Source organism: Pseudomonas sp. P7548 (assembly GCF_013386585.1).
In the GTDB taxonomy this organism is placed as follows: Bacteria; Pseudomonadota; Gammaproteobacteria; order Pseudomonadales; family Pseudomonadaceae; genus Aquipseudomonas.
This window is the reverse complement of sequence record NZ_JACARO010000020.1, coordinates 84,298-100,766: the sequence shown is the minus strand read 5'-3', so window position 1 is coordinate 100,766 and position 16,469 is coordinate 84,298. Positions and strand designations below refer to the sequence as shown.

Annotated in this window: 22 protein-coding genes and 1 tRNA gene; 13 read left to right on the top strand and 10 right to left on the bottom strand. The window is 58.8% G+C overall.

From position 1 onward, the window contains the following. Nucleotides 1-28: 28 nt before the first annotated feature. A complete protein-coding gene (locus HX803_RS11670; protein ID WP_178920705.1) occupies nt 29-556 on the top strand; it encodes a DinB family protein in 528 nt (175 codons plus the stop codon). Nucleotides 557-558: 2 nt separating this feature from the next. Here HX803_RS11670 and HX803_RS11665 read toward each other — a convergent pair whose 3' ends face one another. Continuing rightward, nucleotides 559-1,017 carry a GFA family protein gene (locus tag HX803_RS11665; protein WP_178920703.1) on the bottom strand — a complete coding sequence of 153 codons (459 nt, stop codon included), beginning with the start codon at nt 1,015-1,017 and terminating at the stop codon, nt 559-561. 182 nt (nt 1,018-1,199) lie between these two features. Here HX803_RS11665 and HX803_RS11660 point away from each other — a divergent pair, with 182 nt between their 5' ends. Further along, nucleotides 1,200-1,481, top strand: coding sequence for a hypothetical protein (locus HX803_RS11660; RefSeq protein WP_178920701.1), 282 nt, complete (start codon nt 1,200-1,202; stop codon nt 1,479-1,481). 51 nt (nt 1,482-1,532) lie between these two features. Here HX803_RS11660 and HX803_RS11655 read toward each other — a convergent pair whose 3' ends face one another. After that, complete coding sequence (locus HX803_RS11655; protein ID WP_178920700.1) at nt 1,533-2,099, bottom strand: hypothetical protein; 567 nt, start codon at nt 2,097-2,099, stop codon at nt 1,533-1,535. A gap of 225 nt (nt 2,100-2,324) precedes the next feature. Between HX803_RS11655 and HX803_RS11650 the strand changes: the two genes are divergently transcribed. Beyond that, nucleotides 2,325-2,411 (top strand) — tRNA-Leu (locus HX803_RS11650). A 151-nt stretch (nt 2,412-2,562) separates the two neighbouring features. Here the strand turns inward: HX803_RS11650 and HX803_RS11645 are convergent. Further along, a complete protein-coding gene (locus HX803_RS11645; protein ID WP_178920698.1) occupies nt 2,563-2,883 on the bottom strand; it encodes a hypothetical protein in 321 nt (106 codons plus the stop codon). A gap of 217 nt (nt 2,884-3,100) precedes the next feature. On the opposite strand from HX803_RS11645, the gene HX803_RS11640 reads away from it, so the two are divergent. Beyond that, a complete protein-coding gene (locus HX803_RS11640) occupies nt 3,101-3,511 on the top strand; it encodes a VOC family protein (protein ID WP_178920696.1) in 411 nt (136 codons plus the stop codon). A 119-nt stretch (nt 3,512-3,630) separates the two neighbouring features. Here HX803_RS11640 and HX803_RS11635 read toward each other — a convergent pair whose 3' ends face one another. Continuing rightward, nucleotides 3,631-4,578, bottom strand: coding sequence for a helix-turn-helix domain-containing protein (locus tag HX803_RS11635; RefSeq protein ID WP_178920694.1), 948 nt, complete (start codon nt 4,576-4,578; stop codon nt 3,631-3,633). 127 nt (nt 4,579-4,705) lie between these two features. Here HX803_RS11635 and HX803_RS11630 point away from each other — a divergent pair, with 127 nt between their 5' ends. Further along, a complete protein-coding gene (locus HX803_RS11630; RefSeq protein WP_178920692.1) occupies nt 4,706-5,437 on the top strand; it encodes a DJ-1/PfpI family protein in 732 nt (243 codons plus the stop codon). A 103-nt stretch (nt 5,438-5,540) separates the two neighbouring features. On the opposite strand, the gene HX803_RS11625 is transcribed toward HX803_RS11630, so the two are convergent. Beyond that, a complete protein-coding gene (locus HX803_RS11625) occupies nt 5,541-6,506 on the bottom strand; it encodes a GlxA family transcriptional regulator (RefSeq protein WP_178920690.1) in 966 nt (321 codons plus the stop codon). 429 nt (nt 6,507-6,935) lie between these two features. Between HX803_RS11625 and HX803_RS11620 the strand changes: the two genes are divergently transcribed. Continuing rightward, nucleotides 6,936-7,259 (top strand): nuclear transport factor 2 family protein, encoded by a 324-nt coding sequence (locus HX803_RS11620; RefSeq protein WP_178920815.1) that lies wholly within the window; start codon nt 6,936-6,938, stop codon nt 7,257-7,259. Nucleotides 7,260-7,396: 137 nt separating this feature from the next. Here the strand turns inward: HX803_RS11620 and HX803_RS11615 are convergent, their stop codons facing one another. Next, the gene (locus HX803_RS11615; protein WP_178920688.1) at nt 7,397-7,846 is read right to left on the bottom strand and encodes a hypothetical protein; all 450 of its coding nucleotides are present in this window, start codon (nt 7,844-7,846) and stop codon (nt 7,397-7,399) included. Between the two features lie 228 nt (nt 7,847-8,074). Next, nucleotides 8,075-8,590, bottom strand: a complete 516-nt coding sequence (locus HX803_RS11610; protein ID WP_178920686.1) for a hypothetical protein — start codon at nt 8,588-8,590, stop codon at nt 8,075-8,077. A gap of 237 nt (nt 8,591-8,827) precedes the next feature. Here HX803_RS11610 and HX803_RS11605 point away from each other — a divergent pair, with 237 nt between their 5' ends. The 3 genes from HX803_RS11605 to HX803_RS11595 are packed head-to-tail and all read left to right on the top strand — an operon-like array spanning nt 8,828 to nt 11,357. Then, complete coding sequence (locus HX803_RS11605; RefSeq protein WP_178920684.1) at nt 8,828-9,712, top strand: fumarylacetoacetate hydrolase family protein; 885 nt, start codon at nt 8,828-8,830, stop codon at nt 9,710-9,712. Between the two features lie 30 nt (nt 9,713-9,742). Next, nucleotides 9,743-10,738 carry an aldo/keto reductase gene (locus HX803_RS11600; protein WP_178920682.1) on the top strand — a complete coding sequence of 332 codons (996 nt, stop codon included), beginning with the start codon at nt 9,743-9,745 and terminating at the stop codon, nt 10,736-10,738. A 13-nt stretch (nt 10,739-10,751) separates the two neighbouring features. Beyond that, nucleotides 10,752-11,357, top strand: a complete 606-nt coding sequence (locus tag HX803_RS11595) for a cysteine hydrolase family protein (RefSeq protein ID WP_178920680.1) — start codon at nt 10,752-10,754, stop codon at nt 11,355-11,357. Nucleotides 11,358-11,405: 48 nt separating this feature from the next. On the opposite strand, the gene HX803_RS11590 is transcribed toward HX803_RS11595, so the two are convergent. Continuing rightward, nucleotides 11,406-11,798, bottom strand: coding sequence for a tautomerase family protein (locus HX803_RS11590; protein WP_178920679.1), 393 nt, complete (start codon nt 11,796-11,798; stop codon nt 11,406-11,408). A gap of 117 nt (nt 11,799-11,915) precedes the next feature. Here HX803_RS11590 and HX803_RS11585 point away from each other — a divergent pair, with 117 nt between their 5' ends. After that, nucleotides 11,916-12,806 (top strand): LysR family transcriptional regulator, encoded by an 891-nt coding sequence (locus HX803_RS11585; RefSeq protein WP_218647010.1) that lies wholly within the window; start codon nt 11,916-11,918, stop codon nt 12,804-12,806. Here HX803_RS11585 and HX803_RS11580 read toward each other — a convergent pair. Further along, nucleotides 12,803-13,294 carry a helix-turn-helix domain-containing protein gene (locus HX803_RS11580; RefSeq protein ID WP_178920678.1) on the bottom strand — a complete coding sequence of 164 codons (492 nt, stop codon included), beginning with the start codon at nt 13,292-13,294 and terminating at the stop codon, nt 12,803-12,805. The two genes, HX803_RS11585 and HX803_RS11580, sit on opposite strands and share 4 nt — an antisense overlap. Nucleotides 13,295-13,394: 100 nt before the next feature. Between HX803_RS11580 and HX803_RS11575 the strand changes: the two genes are divergently transcribed. The 3 genes from HX803_RS11575 to HX803_RS11565 all read left to right on the top strand — a co-directional run bounded on the left by HX803_RS11575 (nt 13,395) and on the right by HX803_RS11565 (nt 15,577). Then, nucleotides 13,395-14,033 (top strand): isochorismatase family cysteine hydrolase, encoded by a 639-nt coding sequence (locus HX803_RS11575; protein WP_178920677.1) that lies wholly within the window; start codon nt 13,395-13,397, stop codon nt 14,031-14,033. A gap of 104 nt (nt 14,034-14,137) precedes the next feature. Further along, a complete protein-coding gene (locus tag HX803_RS11570) occupies nt 14,138-14,641 on the top strand; it encodes a lipocalin-like domain-containing protein (RefSeq protein WP_178920676.1) in 504 nt (167 codons plus the stop codon). Nucleotides 14,642-14,704: 63 nt separating this feature from the next. Then, complete coding sequence (locus tag HX803_RS11565; protein WP_178920674.1) at nt 14,705-15,577, top strand: LysR substrate-binding domain-containing protein; 873 nt, start codon at nt 14,705-14,707, stop codon at nt 15,575-15,577. On the opposite strand, the gene HX803_RS11560 is transcribed toward HX803_RS11565, so the two are convergent. Continuing rightward, entirely contained in the window at nt 15,550-16,398 is an 849-nt protein-coding gene (locus HX803_RS11560) for a dioxygenase (protein ID WP_178920673.1), read from the bottom strand. The genes HX803_RS11565 and HX803_RS11560 overlap by 28 nt on opposite strands. Between the last annotated feature and the right edge of the window lie 71 nt (nt 16,399-16,469).

Here is a 16,469-nt window from a genome sequence, read left to right as displayed (position 1 = left end):
GCCATTGCGCCGCTGAGGGAGAACGCAGGTGAACCGTATCGAACACATCGCATTGATGGCCCGCTACAACCAGTGGATGAACCGCAAGGTCTACGACGCGGCCGCCACGTTGACGGACGCTGAGCTGGCGATGGACCGGCAGGCATTTTTCGGCTCGATCCTCGGCACGCTGAACCACCTTACCCTGGGCGACACCGTATGGCTCAAGCGCTTTGCCCAGCATCCTTCAGGCTTCATCGTGCTGGCTCCGTTGAGCGACCTGGCCATGCCCACAAACCTGAAACAATTGGCCTTCGCCGATCTCCACGAGCTTGGCGCCCGTCGAACCTGGCTGGACGAACTCATCATCGACTGGGCTCACACGCTGCGTGAAGCCGACCTGGATCACCGCCTGCATTACCACAACATGCGCGGCGCGGCGGCGGACAAGCCCTTCTTCAGCCTGCTGGTGCATTTTTTCAATCACCAGACCCACCATCGGGGCCAGGCAACCACGTTGCTGACCCAGGCGGGCGTGGACGTCGGCGATACCGACCTGCTGGCACTGATCGACTGAAATCAGCCCGCGTTGAATTCGGCGTAGGCCTGCATCAATCGCGGGAAATCGTGTGGCTGAGGCAACTGCGCAAAACTTTCGACGGCGGGTGTGGAGGCCCAGGGCAGTTTTTCGCTGGTCCAGGTTTCCATGAAGGGTACGTAGGCACCGGCGTTGTCCAGCAAGGTCGCACGCACGTTGACGAACTCATCGATGCCATGGGGACGGGTAAACAGCCAGCTCATGCAGTGCGGGCAGCAATAATGGCGGTCCACACCGTGCAGCCCGCCCATCACCGGGCAGCCTTGGGTCACGGTAAAACCACTGGCGGGAATCAGCGCACTGAGGGAGAACGCGCTGGAGGTCATCTTCTGGCAGCCGGTGCAGTGGCAGGCCATGGTGATCACTGGTGGCAAACTCACGCTGAAACGCACCCGGTTGCAGCGGCAACTGCCTTCCAGCGGCTGGTGTTCGACGCTCATTATCCACTCCTTTTTATGATTGTTGACGCCTCAGGGTAGCGTGAACCCCGGTGATAACAAAACCGAACGCTGCACGTCGCGTAAGGTCGTAACTGTAAGGCGCCGGGAGAAATTGTCCCGCCCTGCTCACGTACACCCGCCCTGCCGGGCTGTGCGTACCCCCATAAGAAGGAGACGCTTACATGGTCACTCACTTCAAGGTCGCCGGGCATTTGGCCTGCGGCCATCACGGTAACAACCTCACGTCCAGCACCGAGCTGAACCGTGTCAAATGCCGTACCTGCCGCAACACCGATGCCTACAAAGAAGCGCGGCGCACCCAGCGTAATGCCGCTCGCCGCGCCGCGCGCAAAGCCAAGACCCACACCGCCAGTGATTGGCGCAGTGCCTGGACGCAACGCCTGACCGATCTGCCCGGGCTGCAGCGTTTGCCACGGGGTTTCAGCGGCCAGCCGTTCGTATAATCGGCTCAGACAAGGCGCCTGCTGCTTGCAGGCGCCAGTCTGTAGGGCGGGTTATTTCACCTTGCTGCTCAACGTATCCAGGCTGCGTTTGAGGTCGTCCAGGCTGCGTTTTTGATCGTCGATGCTGCGCTTCTGGTCACTGACATCGCTCTTGAGCCGCGACAGTTCGCTGGAGCTGGAATTGGAACTGGAGCTTGAATTGCGCTTGAGGTCATCCACTTCGCTTTTGAGCTTGTCGATGGTGTTTTTCTGATCGGCCACGGTGCGCTTCAAGTCGGATAATTGGCTGTCGCTGGCGCTGGAACTTGAGCCGTTCTTACGCTTGAACTCCTCGAAATACATCGCCTGCTCGTCCAGCTTGCTCTTGAGCCGCTGCAGCTCTTCATGATCGCTCTTTTGGCCATCGCGCATTTTTTCGAGATCACTTACCGAAAAACCGGTGGTGGACAACACGCGGTGGGCGCCCTCCGTTGAGCTGGTGGTGAGCTTGTCGCTGCTGCCTGAACCGAAACTTCCCCACTGCACATCACCCGCCTGCGCCGTCGTCACACCAAAGGCGGCCAGCAACCCCAATACGCTTGCAGCAATGACCAAAGAAGGCTTGCGAACACTGTGCATCAACAGATTCCTTTCATGACTGCCGGGATGGCATATCGCTATGACTGGGATTTTGGGATCTTGTTCCCGTGCTGTAAGATTCCTCGGCATTGCGCCAAGAGTTATCCGTAGATCACTGATCTATCGAGCTTTTTCAGCCGGGCGTTTGTGCAAGAAAGGAGCGCTGCGACCTTGCGTCGAAGCGTTTGGGTCTATATATTCCCAACCCTGCTTCACCGCGCTACCGCCCGAATGGCGAAACTGGTAGACGCATGGGACTTAAAATCCCCCGCTCGTAAGGGCGTGCCGGTTCGATTCCGGCTTCGGGCACCATAGATATCAAGGGCTTGCATGATTAACGTCGTGCAGGCCCTTATCTTTTGCGCTCTGCAATTTTGGGCGCCGCTGCGCAACTCACCCAGCCCGGCGTCCTGCCGACCGAACACAAACCCTACCGCCGCTATCAAAATCCGCCTGATCGCCCCTAAATAGTTGAACCGCTGAAAGTGAAAAACTTAAACGATATCTTCTCGTCACTCAGATCTCTGATTTCATAGCGGACTCTGTCGAGGCCGTCTTCCACACGAGATGCCTCAAGATGCATAAACTGGGTCAACCCACCACCAAACCCGTTCAAATCAAGCGCGCTGATATCGTGAAAAGTAAGAGTCACTGCGTCCAAACCTGACTCATCGACAGACAGTTTCAACCGCAAATCGTATTTGGAATCGTCGAATTTTATGTCGATCGACATAACGCAATCATGCTCGCGCAGCAGATCGTTTAAGTGGTCAAGCTTACCCATGTGTCAACCCGTCCGGAACAAATCTTTGGGCCAAATGCATGTTGTTCCCTCTTTGGTTTGCCGGGACTGTAGCACTGGGGAACTCGATGCAAAAAGCCCAGCGCGGAGTCATGTCGTTACCGGTAAATGTCTTACTTGGGCGCGCACAACGACGGCTATACGCGCCACCCTACAAAATGACACGATAGCCCCTCGCCTTCGTCAGTAGGAACACAGGATGTTCAGTCACGTAACCGTTGGGACAAACGATCTTGATAAAGCCGCTACCTTCTATGACGCGGTGCTGATCCCTCTGGGACTTTGCCGTCGGGTTGTAACACCTGATGGAGGGCCTCTTGCCGCATGCTGGGTTAACCCCAACAGCCCCCTGCCGCGCTTTTATGTTTACTGCCCTTACGACCTCAAAGAGGCCGTCGCGGGAAATGGCAGCATGGTGGCTTTCTGCGCGCCACATCCAGACTCTGTCGACGCAGCCTACGCCGCAGGCCTTCGTGCTGGCGGTGTTGATGCGGGTGAACCAGGGCCACGCGCGCATTATGGCGACGGCTATTATGGCGCGTACCTACGTGACCCGGATGGCAATAAAGTGCACATAGTCCATCGTGGCGATTTGCACTTGTCTGCGTAAGCGCGATTCCCAGTGTTCACCTCAAGCCCGCCAAGCGCGGGCTTTTTTGTGTCGGCCAAAAACACTGGGTCAAAAGAAAATCGACGTTGTTTGCTACTGGCCAGGTATGCCGCTGTTCATCAAACGTGCCGAGCCGAACTAAAACGGCGACGGTACTCCGTTGGCGTGAGGCCAACGACTTTTCGGAACCGCGACCGGAAGGTCACCGCAGACCCGAATCCGGAAAGCAATGCCGTTTGATCAACCGATGTCTCGCTGTCCTCAAGCAGCTCACGCGCTCGATCAATACGAGCGGTGAGAAGCCACTGTAAAGGTGTCGTACCGGTCTGTTCTTGAAATCGCCGAGCAAAGGTACGCGAGCTCATGTTGGCGCGAGCGGCAAGGCTATCGACCGTATGCGGACGGTTCAAATTGTCCCGTATCCATTCGATCAAGGACATTAAGCTGGTTGGAGAACCTGGAAGCTCCTGACGAATAAATTGGGCCTGACCGCCATCACGATACAGTGGCGCGACCACCAGACGGGCAGTGTTTGCCGCAACAGCCTGACCAAAGTCGCGTCGCACGATATGCAAACCCATATCTAATCCCGCTGACGCGCCGGCCGACGTCACGATGCTGCCTTCATCCACAAATAGGACATTAGGTTCTACTTTTATCTCTGGATAAAGCCTGGCCAAGTCCTCGGCGAAACGCCAGTGCGTCGTGACGCGTTTGCCACCAAGAAGACCGCTCGCGGCCAAGATAAAAGCCCCCGTGCAGATGGACGCTAACCGTGCGCCCCGCGTATGTGCCTCGCGAAGAGCAATGCTTACCGCTTCTGGAACGACTCCAAACGGGTCTTCACACCCTGGAATGACAACAGTGTGGGCTAGTTCAAGACGGTCGAGGCCATACCGCACCTGCATATCAAAGCCAGCGGCCCGAATTGTCCGCTCGGGTGCGCACACCTCCACCTCGTAAGCGTTGCTCCCATCGACCTGAGAAGCCAACGCAAAAACCTGATAGGCGATACCCAAGTCCAAGGGCACCACATCATTCAATACCAGCACCGCAATCTTGTGCACGCCGTGGACCTCTGCTCTCAAAATCAAAATGGCTGGCAGAAAACGATCGTTTGATGTCGTTTAAGCCACTCACGTACAGCGTCCAGCAGGAATACGCTTTAGTCAATTACGACGAGAGGAGACGGTAATGTCTGATGAGCTGAGCGATAAGCGTGAAGAGCGCCAACTGCAGATTGGCATGGTGATTTTTCCTGGTTTCACTCTGCAGGATTTGGCAGGTCCACAGACGGCGTTCGGCCTTCATGCCAAAACTCACATAATCTGGAAGACCCTGGAGCCCGTTCCTACGGATATGGGTGTCACCCTGAACCCTACGATCACGTTTGATGACGTTCCAGATAACCTGGACGTGCTGTTTGTCGCTGGGGGTGGAGGAACGCCTGAAATCATGAAGGACCAGGAGCTGCTCGATTTCATTGCTCGCGCAGGCAAGACGGCCACCTATGTAACCGCTGTATGCACAGGCTCTGTACTTCTTGCCATGGCGGGATTATTGGAGGGCTACCGCGCAGCGACTTATTGGCCTTTCTACGAACCCCTTATCGCACTGGGTATCGAACCGAGCTACGAACGAGTATGCATCGACAGGAACCGAATCACCGGTGGCGGTGTAACGGCAGGTATCGATTTTGCGCTGCTGGTCATCGCGCAACTCAAAGGTCGGGACGCGGCTGAATTTACGCAACTCGTGCTTGAGTACGACCCGCAGCCGACAATGACCTCGGGGAATCCACGCACCGCGCGCCCCGAAATCGTTGCGCAGATAAAGGGGCTGTGGGGGCGAACCGACGAAGCGGTAAGCGTCGCGAATGAACATATGGCGCGCCGAGCACGGTTATCAACACGGGCTCCCACCTAATTGTAGTTCCGTAGCGTTGTTCTCTTGGCGGTCGGTTCCTGAGTAACGTCATCGGCAGGCAAAAAAAGCCCCGTATTCCTGCATGCGAGGGCTTTACCGTCCATCACTCACCATCGAGCGATCTCCCCTCTGCGCTCAACCGGTTCTCGCGGCGGACATGTTGCGGTGAATATCCATGCAGCCGAACAAACGCCCTGCGCATCCGTTCGGGGTCAGTAAAGCCCACCGCCTGGGCAACTTGCTCGATCGGCTCACTGCCTTCTTGCAAACGTAAACACGCCGCTTCGACGCGTAAGCGTTCTACTGCTTTAGCTGGCGTTTCTCCCGTCTCTCGACGGAATGCTCGTCCAAATTGCCTCAAGCTCAATCTCGCCGCATCGGCGAGTCGCTCAATGGGTAACGCCTCAGACAAGTGCTCTCTGGCGAATTTCAGCGCAATACGGATGCGATCTGACTCTGGTTCCATTTGCGACATCGCGGAAATTTGCGACTGGCGACCAGGTCGGCGGTAGGGAACGACCAGCAACCTGGAGACATCGCGCGCTACATTCGCCCCCCTGTCTTTCTCAATCATAGCGAGCGCCAGATCGATCCCGGAAGCAATGCCCGCTGAGGTCCAGACGTGTCCGTCCTCTATAAAAATAATGTCCCCTTCAACGTTGATGCGGGGGTAACGCGATTGCAGTTGTGCAGTGTGGTGCCAGTGCGTCGTAGCCCGCCGATCGTTCAACAGGCCGGTCTCTGCCAGCAAGAACGCACCCGTGCACACGCTTGCGACTCGCGATGCGTTAACGATCAGTTGCCTTGCTGCAGCGACATTTTCTGATGTCAGCATGGGTTCGACTTCACCCCCAACAAAAATCACGGTGTCAAACATGTCCTTACCGACCGGAGTGGTATCGACCGGAAGGCCGGAATTGCCAATAACCAGCCCTCCGAAACGCGATACGACGCGAAGCTCATACGGCTTATAACCTTCAGCCGTCGCCACTTGGTTGAATGCAGATAATGGCCCTGCAAGATCGAGGGCATCGTGGCCAGTGCAGACAAAAAATCCAATTCGGTACATCGCAATTCAGCTCCAGCGTTCAGCCCCCGGTTGCCGGGGACCCTAGTGTAACGCCACGAAGCCTGGCGTTCTTGATGGTGCTTGGGAGTTAGATTTCTTGGCCTAAAGTGAGGGAAAAACGTCGTTTTCGTTTACCAGACTCCTACGTAAAGTTGCTGGCACGAACACCATCGGCGACGGTTGTAATGCTCGCCGTGACACGTTCGCCGTCGGAAAAGTAGAACACTACGAATCACCCATGGTTTGGTCCAATCACCCAGGGGCGAGCACTCGCTATAACAACCATTGTGGTGATCGCCGTCTGTGGCTCTGCGAGGCCAATAAATTTGCACATTTCGCTAAGTAGCTTTCGAGGGTTAAACATGACTTCGTATATAAAACCAGTCGCCACCACTGAGTACGATGATGTGATTCAGGCAGCACAAGCTTATTTATATAGACGGCTATCGCTCCGGTGATATCGCTGGAATTGAGAAGGCCTTCCACAAAGATGCGATCATGTGGGGCTACAGCGGCGATGAGTTGCTTCAAGGTCCCGCTGTTCCGGTATTCGCAGGCTTCTTCAATTCACTGGGCGCCTCACCCAACGCTCGCAGTCGTCTGGATATTTTGGCTATCGCACCCACAGCCGCAGTCGTGCGCGTGGACATGGAGAATGACGTTTTGGGTGCGAGCTTCCACGACTTTCTTTCACTGCTCAAAATAGAGGGTCAGTGGAAAATCATCTCGAAAATTTTCCAACGGTACGCCTAAGTCAGCGGCAGATTGCATCAGCTAAAATTTACGCCAGATGCGGACGTCACTCGCGTCAGGCGTGAGCTGCCCGAGTGACTGTCAGCCTGGCTGGGTTACAGCTTGAATGCTGAGCAGCGCTATCAGGTTGCGTGCTTCTATCCTTGTTCAGCCTCTTCCTGTGTTACCAGATACTCAACAAAATCCAGGTAAGACGCCCAGCTATCAGGCTCTCTCAGCAATGGTTCCTTGCCAAGACGACACACGTCAGTTGCATCACACCAGAGCACGCGTCCCGATGTGGAGTCACAGTCCATCACAATCAGGCTCTCAGTGGGCTCCCCGAGCACAAGGTAACTGGATGCAAGCTCGCCATATTTTCTCAGACGCTGGGTTTCACTGAGGACATTCGTTGGCGACTGATACCCGATTTGATGCAACGGCAGGACGTAAATACCACTGCCATCAAAAAAGTGCGCGACAGATTTAAAGGTGTGGGGAAGCGTCAAGCCCAGTTCATGTTCAAGATTGTCGATGAAACTCCGTTCGACTGCGCGAACGCCAATCAACAACTCGAATTTGTGCCTGACCATTTCTAGATTGGGCATAAGGCCCTCCCTATCGGGCGCCATCGTTGCGTTTCATTAATACCCTTCAACGCCCGCGTCCCCCCCCAGGCTACGTCTTGCCAAAAAACCACATCACAAACGCAACCGCGCTGACCCATCCCAGTGTCAGCAAAAACGAAAGACCCGCAAGCCGCTTATCCATAGTGCCCCGTCGCCGGTTTTATTGATCGAGATACGATCGCCTGGGTGCAGCGTAGTTCAGGTGCTTCAGTCTTTCTCTACAAAACGCTTGGATTCCTCGCCGATCAGGGCCAGGTGAATCACGCCCGGTTGGCTGGGAAAGTTGGGCGAATCCCCCGAAGCGTTTTCCATCACGGGGATGTCGATGAGCGCTCGCTTGTGCGCCGGGTCCTTCACCCACTTGGCGTCGAGTGTTTCGACGGCGCGCCAGCCGTCGCCGCCGATGTGCATCACGTCCACCAGCGTGTAGTGCTCTTGGTCGTCTTCCGTTACGGCGGGTGTAAAGGCGGCAAGGTATTGACGGTAGGTGTTGCCCTTGTCGAAGCCTTCGACGGTGAAGACGGCCAGGGTGAGCTGGTCGGCCGTGCCCACGTTCAAGTCCTGCACCTGGGTGGCCTCGGGGTAACCGCTGGCAAAACCGTCCTTGAGCAATTCGACCAAGCGCCCAACCTGCTCTGCCACCGGTTGTGGAACCGGGTTCTCGGCGGCGTGGGTGAGCGTGCAGGCGAACAGCAGGCTGGCTGGCAACAGGCGCAATGTCATGGGGCTGAATCCGCAAGAGAAAGAGAGGTTTAACCACTACCGCGTCCACGGTGGGTGTGCATTTGCTCAAATGGCTTTACAGCCGTCAAGCCGACCTGTTCTCACCTATCAGTTTTGCTTCATCCACGTATTAATAGTTTTCAACAACACTTTTCTCAATAGATGTTTCCAATCATGTATGTTGAATCTCACCTCGGGTGGTCCTCCATCACCCGACACATGGGTTGGGGTCATACGATGAAATTCACCAATGTCTTGAGCAGCAACGGTAAGGCCTTGCCTGCGTTGATCGATGCCGACGGCCAGCGCTATTGGCCGCTGAGTGAGCTGGCCGTGCCGTTTTCCGGCAGCCTGGAGCAATTGATCGGTCAGTGGGATCACCTGAAGGCAGGGCTCACCCCGCACGGCGACGGCCTGCCGCTGGAAGGCGCGACCCTCCTCGCACCGCTCTCCCCCACGCGAAATATCTTTTGCGTCGGCAAGAACTATCACGAGCACGCGGCGGAGTTCAGCCAATCGGGTTTCGACCACAGCGCCAAGGACGGGGAAATCGCCCCGCAGTTTCCGGTGATTTTCACCAAGACCCCAGAGTCGGTGATCGGCCATCACGCCACGATCCCCTTGCACGCCTCGGTCACGCGCCAGCTGGACTATGAAGCAGAGTTGGCCGTGATCATCGGCAAAGGCGGCAAAGGCATTTCCCGGGAAGACGCCTACGCTCACGTATGGGGTTACACCATCATCAACGACATGACCGCACGCGACCTGCAGAAGAACCACCGCCAGTGGTTCCTCGGCAAATCCCTCGACGGCTTGTGCCCCATGGGCCCTTGGGTCGTCACCGCCGACGCATTCAACCCCCAGGACGCCACGATTGAATGCTGGGTCAACGGCACGCTTCGCCAGCAGGCCAATGTACGGGACCTGATCTTCGATATCCCCGCGCTGATCGAATGCCTCTCTGCCGGCATCGAGCTCAAGCCGGGCGATGTAATCAGCACCGGTACGCCTGCGGGCGTCGGCATTGGTTTCACCCCGCCGCGCTTTCTGCAGGCCGGCGACACCGTGCGCATTGCCATTGAGGGCATCGGCACACTCGAAAACCGCATTGCGCAGCACTAGTCCACCCACTTCACCACACGAGAAACGGCAATGAGCTTGAAAGACAAGATTATCGGCACCCTGGGTTTTGGCACCGCGCCCCTGGGCAACATGTTTCGCTCAATCGACGAAGAGGAAGCCGCGGCAACCGTCGCCGCGGCCTGGGACCAGGGCATTCGCTTCTTTGATACGGCACCGCTCTACGGCGCCGGGTTATCCGAGACCCGCTTGGGCCGGGCGTTGGCGCAACATCCTCGCGATTCCTACACCCTGGCCACCAAAGTCGGCCGCCTGGTTTCTGACGAAGTGAACCCCAACCCCGGCTCCGGCCCGTTCAGCCAGGGCAACCCCAACAAGATGCTCAGCGACTACAGCGCCGACGCCACCCTGCGCTCCATCGAAAGCAGCCTGCAGCGTCTGGGCACCGACCGCCTCGACATCGTGTTCGTGCACGACGTGGCCCAGGACACCCATGGCGATGAGTGGATCGAGCACTTCAACATCGCCCGCAAAGGCGCCTTCAAAGCCCTGACCCGGCTCAAGCAGGAAGGCGTCATCCAGGCCTGGGGCCTGGGTGTGAACCGCGTTGAGCCCTGCGAGCTGTTGCTGGACCTGGAGGACGTGCGTCCGGACGGCTTCCTGCTCGCGGGCCGTTACACGCTGCTCGACCATGAACAACCCCTGCAACGACTCTTCGCCAAGGCTCAGGCCAAGGGCGCCGAGTTTGTCGCGGGTGGGCCTTACAGTTCAGGCGTGCTGGTCGGCGGCAAACACTTCGAATACCAGCCGGCGTCCGCCGCGATGCTCGACAAAGTGGCGAAAATCCACGCCCTCGCCCAGCAGTACCACGTGGATATCAAGGCCGCCGCTTTGCAATTCCCGCTGGCCAACCCGCTCGTGGCCGCCGTCATTCCGGGCGCCAGCCGCCCTTCGCGGATTATCGAAGACACCCAAGCGATCCATGCCGTGATCCCGCCTGCGTTCTGGCAGGCCATGAAAGAGCAGGGTTTCATCCACCCCAACGCCCCCATCCCGGGCAACCACTGACAGGAGCCTTCCCATGCACCCGCATAACACCGCGATTGTCTTGATCGAGTACCAGAACGACTTCACCAGTCCGGGCGGGGTCTTCCATGACGCTGTCAAAGGCGTGATGCAGTCCTCCAACATGCTCGCCAATACCGCGACTACCATCGAGCAGGCGCGCAAGCTTGGTGTGACGATCATCCATATGCCGATCCACTTTGCCGAAGGCTACCCGGAGCTCACCACGCGCTCCTACGGGATCCTCAAAGGCGTGTCGGACGGCCATGCGTTTCTCGCCGGCTCCTGGGGCGCCGAAATCACCGACGCCCTGCCCCGCGATCCCGTCGACATCGTGATCGAGGGCAAGCGCGGTCTGGACGCCTTCGCCACCACCGGCCTGGACCTGGTACTGCGCAACAATGGCATCCAGAACCTGGTGGTCGCAGGCTTCCTGACCAACTGCTGCGTCGAAGGCACCGTGCGTTCCGGTTATGAAAAGGGCTACGACGTCGTGACCCTGACCGACTGCACCGCCACCTTCAGTGACGAACAACAACACGCCGCCGAGCAGTTCACCTTGCCGATGTTTTCCCAGACCCTGCAGCACAGCGCGTTTCTGCAAGCGCTGAACGCCGGATAAAAAAAGGGGCGACGCCCACAGGCGTCGCCCCTTTTTACTGTGTTCAGATCACTCGGTGGGCGCGTATTGCATCTCGCCGTTGCCGAAAGACCAGTCTTCACGCTTCACGTCCACCAGGCTGATCCACACGTCTTCCTTGCGCAGCCCGGTCTTGGCGTGGACGCCTTCGGCGATGAACTTGTAGAAGGCCTTTTTCACTTCGATGGTGCGCCCGGCGTTCCAGGTGACCTGGATAAACACGATTTTGGGCGTGTACGAGATGCCCAGGTAGCCGGCCGCCGGGTACACCAGTTCATCCTTGGCATGGCGGTTGATGATCTGGAATTTATCGTGCTCCGGCACGTTGGCAACGCTCGTCATTGCGGCATACACCACATCACCGATGGCCGCTGCGGTTTCGGCGCTGGTGTCGGCAGCGAGGTCGATTCGAACTAAAGGCATGGGGACATCCTTAACGGGTCAATGGCCAATCCAGGTCGGTGGCCGGTGATACAACGCTAGTCTCGACGCCATGATTCATCAAGCGCATAATTTTCGAAAAGATGATGAGTAATACGCATGCTATTCCAGGACCTGAAAGCCTTCGTCACGGTGATTGAAAGCGCTTCACTGACCAAAGCGGCGCAGAGCTTGTGCTTGACCCAGTCCGCCGTGTCCCGCCGCATCCAGCACCTGGAAGAGACCCTGGGCGAAGCGCTGCTTGATCGCACCACGCGCCCGCCCTTGCCCACGGCCATGGGGCACCGCGTCTACGAATTGGCCGTGGGCCTGTTGCGCGACGCCGAGCATTTGCTCAGCCTGCCGCAGGAAAGCGCAGTGCCCAGCGGGCGGTTTCGCGTGGGGCTGACGCAGATCGTCGCGGACGCCGTGATGTTTGACGTGGTGACCCGCATGCGCGAGCAACTGCCGAGCCTTGAACTGCAGATCGTCACCGACTGGAGTTCCGAACTGGAGCAGCAGATGCTGGCCGGCGAACTGGACGCCGCCACCCTGATGTTGCCAGCGGCCAGCCGCCCACCCGCGGCACTGGAAGGTCAACGGGTGACCACGCTCGATATCCTGGTGGTGCAGAGCCAATCAAAACCCCTGGTGAATGCCGCCACCCAGATCAAACACCTGGCCGCTCAAGAGTGGGTGCTCAACCCCAAGGGCTGCGGCTATCGAGCGGCCCTGGAAGCGGCCATGGGCGGGCGCGGGCACACGCTCAAGCTCGCGGTGGACACCCACGGCGCCGCCATGCAAATGCGCATGGTCGCGGCCGGCCTGGGCCTGGGGCTGATCCCGGCGACGCTGCTGCCCGGCAACCCGTACGCACACGCGTTGTCGGTGGTGAGCATCGAGGACTTCCAGCTCAAGATGGGCATTTGGGTCACGCACTCGCCCCGCCCGGGCAACTTACGGCTGGCCAATCAGTTGCTGATCCAGGCCATCACCGACGGCCTGGGTTAGGCACCCTCACGACGCAACTGGCGTTCCAGGGCATACCCCTCGCTCAGTTCGCCCACCAGTTCGCCCCGACGCAGTGGCTCACCGCAATGCTCACACAATGGGCCCAAGCCTGCAGGCTGGCCGCAGGGCACGTGGATGTAATTCACCGCCCTGTCCTCGCCCGGGGACTTGCACCAGGTTTCGCCCCAGGCGCGCAACGCCAGTACCACCGAGTAGAACCCCTCGCCTTTTGGCGTGAGGAAATATTCGTAGCGCAAAGGCCGCTCGCTGTAAGGCCGGCGCTCCACCATCCCATCGGCTTCCAGGCCTTTGAGGCGCGCAGCAATCATTTGCGGCGTGCCGCCGCTTTGTACCTGGATTTCGTCGAACCGATGGTTGCCCATGAACAATTCGCGCAGCACCAGCACCGTCCAACTGCTGCCCACGATCTCCTCCGCGCGGGAGACCGGGCACAGGGTTTCAGGCGCAAGTTTCTTCCTCAACGACATACGGACGTTGCCTCTGAAAAGTAACTATGATTATCATAGCATAATGCAGACGGGCACCCCGAACTGCTTATGCGCCTCTGAATGCCTTGGAGAACGGATCATGACGACCCCCGCCTACCCCCTCGATCGTACCGCTTACCTGCTGGTCGACCCCTACAATGACTTTCTCTCCGAAGGCGGCAAGGTCTACCCCTTGATCAAGCCCACTGCCGACCAGGTCAACCTGCTCGACAACCTGCGCACCCTCGACAAAACCGTACGCAGCCTGGGCCTGCAGGTGGCGATTGTACCGCACCGTCGCTGGGAGAAAGGCGACTACGACACCTGGAGTCACCCAAGCCCCACCCAATCCAAAATCCAGCACATGCACCACTTTGCCCGAGGCGAATGGGGCGGTGACTGGCACCCGGATTTCGCCCCGCAGCCGGGCGACATCGTGGCTCGAGAGCATTGGGGGTCCAGCGGTTTTGCCAACACCGACCTCGACTTTCGCCTCAAGCAGCAAGGCATCACCCACGTGATCATCGTCGGTTTGCTGGCCAATACCTGTATTGAAGCGACTGCGCGCTACGCCGTGGAACTGGGCTACCACGTCACCCTGGTGCGCGACGCTACGGCGGCCTTCGGCCCCGAATTCATGCACGCCGCCCATGAGCTCAACGGGCCGACCTTTGCCCATTCGATTGTGACCACGGCCGAACTGGTTTCGCGCCTGCACAACGCCTCGCAAAGCCACTGAGGCTTCAGTTTTTCGACAGTCTCACGTTCATACTATCCGTTAGTGCAGTGAACGCGCCGTTGCTAGGCTCGGCGCTCGCATTCACCCAAAGGCTGGAGAAAAACATGATGCTTGGCAAAACCCTGATTCGCGCCCTGACGTGCCTGGTGCCGCTGGCACTGACGCTGCCCGCCTACGCCGCCGTTCCCCTGCAAGGCACCTGGACCCTCACCGCTTCGGACAACATCAACCCCGACGGCACCCGCATTCACCTGTACGGCGATGACCCGCAAGGCACGCTGAATTTCGACGCCACCGGTCATTACTCGCTGCAGATCATGAGCAAAATGCGCCCCAGGTTCGCCGCCAATGACAAGAGCAAAGGCACCCCCGAAGAGTACCGCGCGACAGTCGTGGGCACCCAATGCCACTTCGGCACCTACACCGTCAACGAGAAGGACCACACCATTACCCTGCACGTGGAGCACGCCACCTACGCCAACTGGGAAGGCGCCAACCTGACCTGGCCCTACACCGTCGATGCCGAGCACGCCACGTTCACCGTCCCGCACCCCACGATTGGTGGCCCAGGCGTGTACGGCGAAATCGCCTACGTGCGCACCCACTGAACCAATGCCAAACGCCGCCAGGGATTCGGCGGTTCCACCCACTCATTCACAGGCAGGAACCCCATGCCCATCGATCTGGACCTGGACGTGCTACGCACCTTGATCGCCGCCCAGCAACTGGGGGCCATGAACCGTGCGGCCGATAAGGTCGGGCGCTCCCAGTCGGCCGTCAGCCAGCAGATTCAGAAGCTGGAGCACCGCATCGGCCAACCGCTGTTTCGCAAGCAAGGTCGCGGACGTGTACTCACTGAAGCCGGGGAAATTTTGCTGGCCTACGCCCGACGCATGATTGACCTGAATGACGAAGCCGTCACCGTGATCAGCGGCATCAAAGTCAAAGGCGTGGTGCGTTTCGGCTTTTCCGGAGACTTGGTCCACACCTGGCTGCCCCTCGCGTTGCAGCAGTTCAAATGCTGCTACCCGAACATCCGCATCGAAGCCACGGTAGACCGCAACGCCGCGCTGATCGAGCGCCTGGAAAAGGGCCAGCTCGATCTGAGCGTGTTGCTCAGTGGCAAGGTCAACGTGGAAGCCCAGGTGTTGTCCACCGTGCCGATGGCGTGGATCGGCCGCCCCGGCGACCAGTTGAGGGCCGGCGAGCCGGTGCAACTGGCGGTGCTGGAAGCGCCGTGTTTCTTCCGCACGGCGGCGATCAATGCGCTGGATGAAGCGGGTATTCCTTGGGAAATCACCTTTACCACCGCCAACGTGTCCGGCTTATGGGCGGCGGTCAATGCCGGCCTGGGCATCACCCTGCGCACGCAGATGAGTGCACCCCAGGGCCTGGAGGCCATCCGTGCCAGCCAAGCCCTGCCAGCGCTGCCTCCCGTGCATGTGTTCCTCAGCTCAGCCGGGCGCGCCCTGACCCCAGCCGCGACGTGCCTGAAAGACGTGCTGATGCAGACGCTTCACTCACTCTCCAGCACAAACTCGTAATACGCGCGCTTGAACGGTAACGGCATCCCGACCTGGGCGGACAGTGCATCCTGCTCCTCACGGTCTTCATAGACCACTTGCAACGACGGCTTGACCCCAAACACCGCATCCGAGCCCAGGTACGGGTCACCCTCGGTGAACAGGTGCGTCACCAGGCGCGTGTAACCCGGGCGTTCCAGCACGAAATGCACATGCCCCGGCCGCCAGGCCAGGCGCTGGGCGGCGTCGAGCATACGCCCCACCGGCCCGTCGGTCGGCACCGGGTAGCACACGGGCAAAATGGTACGAATCGCGAAATCGCCGTTGGCGTCGGTACGGTAGCGGCCGCGCAGGTTGCCAGTGGGTTGGTCGACATCCTGCCCGGAATACATGCCATTGCTGGCGGTCTGCCAAACATCCAGCACCACATCGGCCACGGGTTGGCCGTGAGTATCCAGCACACGCCCGTGGATCAACGTGGCGTCACCCGGCGTGAACGCCATGTTTTCACCAAAGGCCCGGTCCGGCATGCCGTCGATATAGAACGGCCCGAACACCGTGGTTTCGGTGCCATTGGCGACTTGGCGATGGTTGATCTCATCCACCAGCATCGACAGCCCCAGGGTGTCCGACAGCAGGATGAATTCCTGGCGGATAAACCCATCGCACATATGGCCGGTATCGGTCAGGAAGCGAATGCCCTCCCACCATTCCTCCTCGGTCAGTTCCACCTCGTCGGCAAACGCGTGCAGGTGGCGCACCAGGCTTTGCATGACCTGTTTGAAACGCGGGTCGGGCGCGTTTTCGAAGCTCTTGAGGGCTTGTTGGGTGATCGATGACATGCTGTGCGCGCTCCGAGGCGATGACGGTTACTGATGGAACGCCTCGGTGCGCGCCTTTATTCCATGAAACC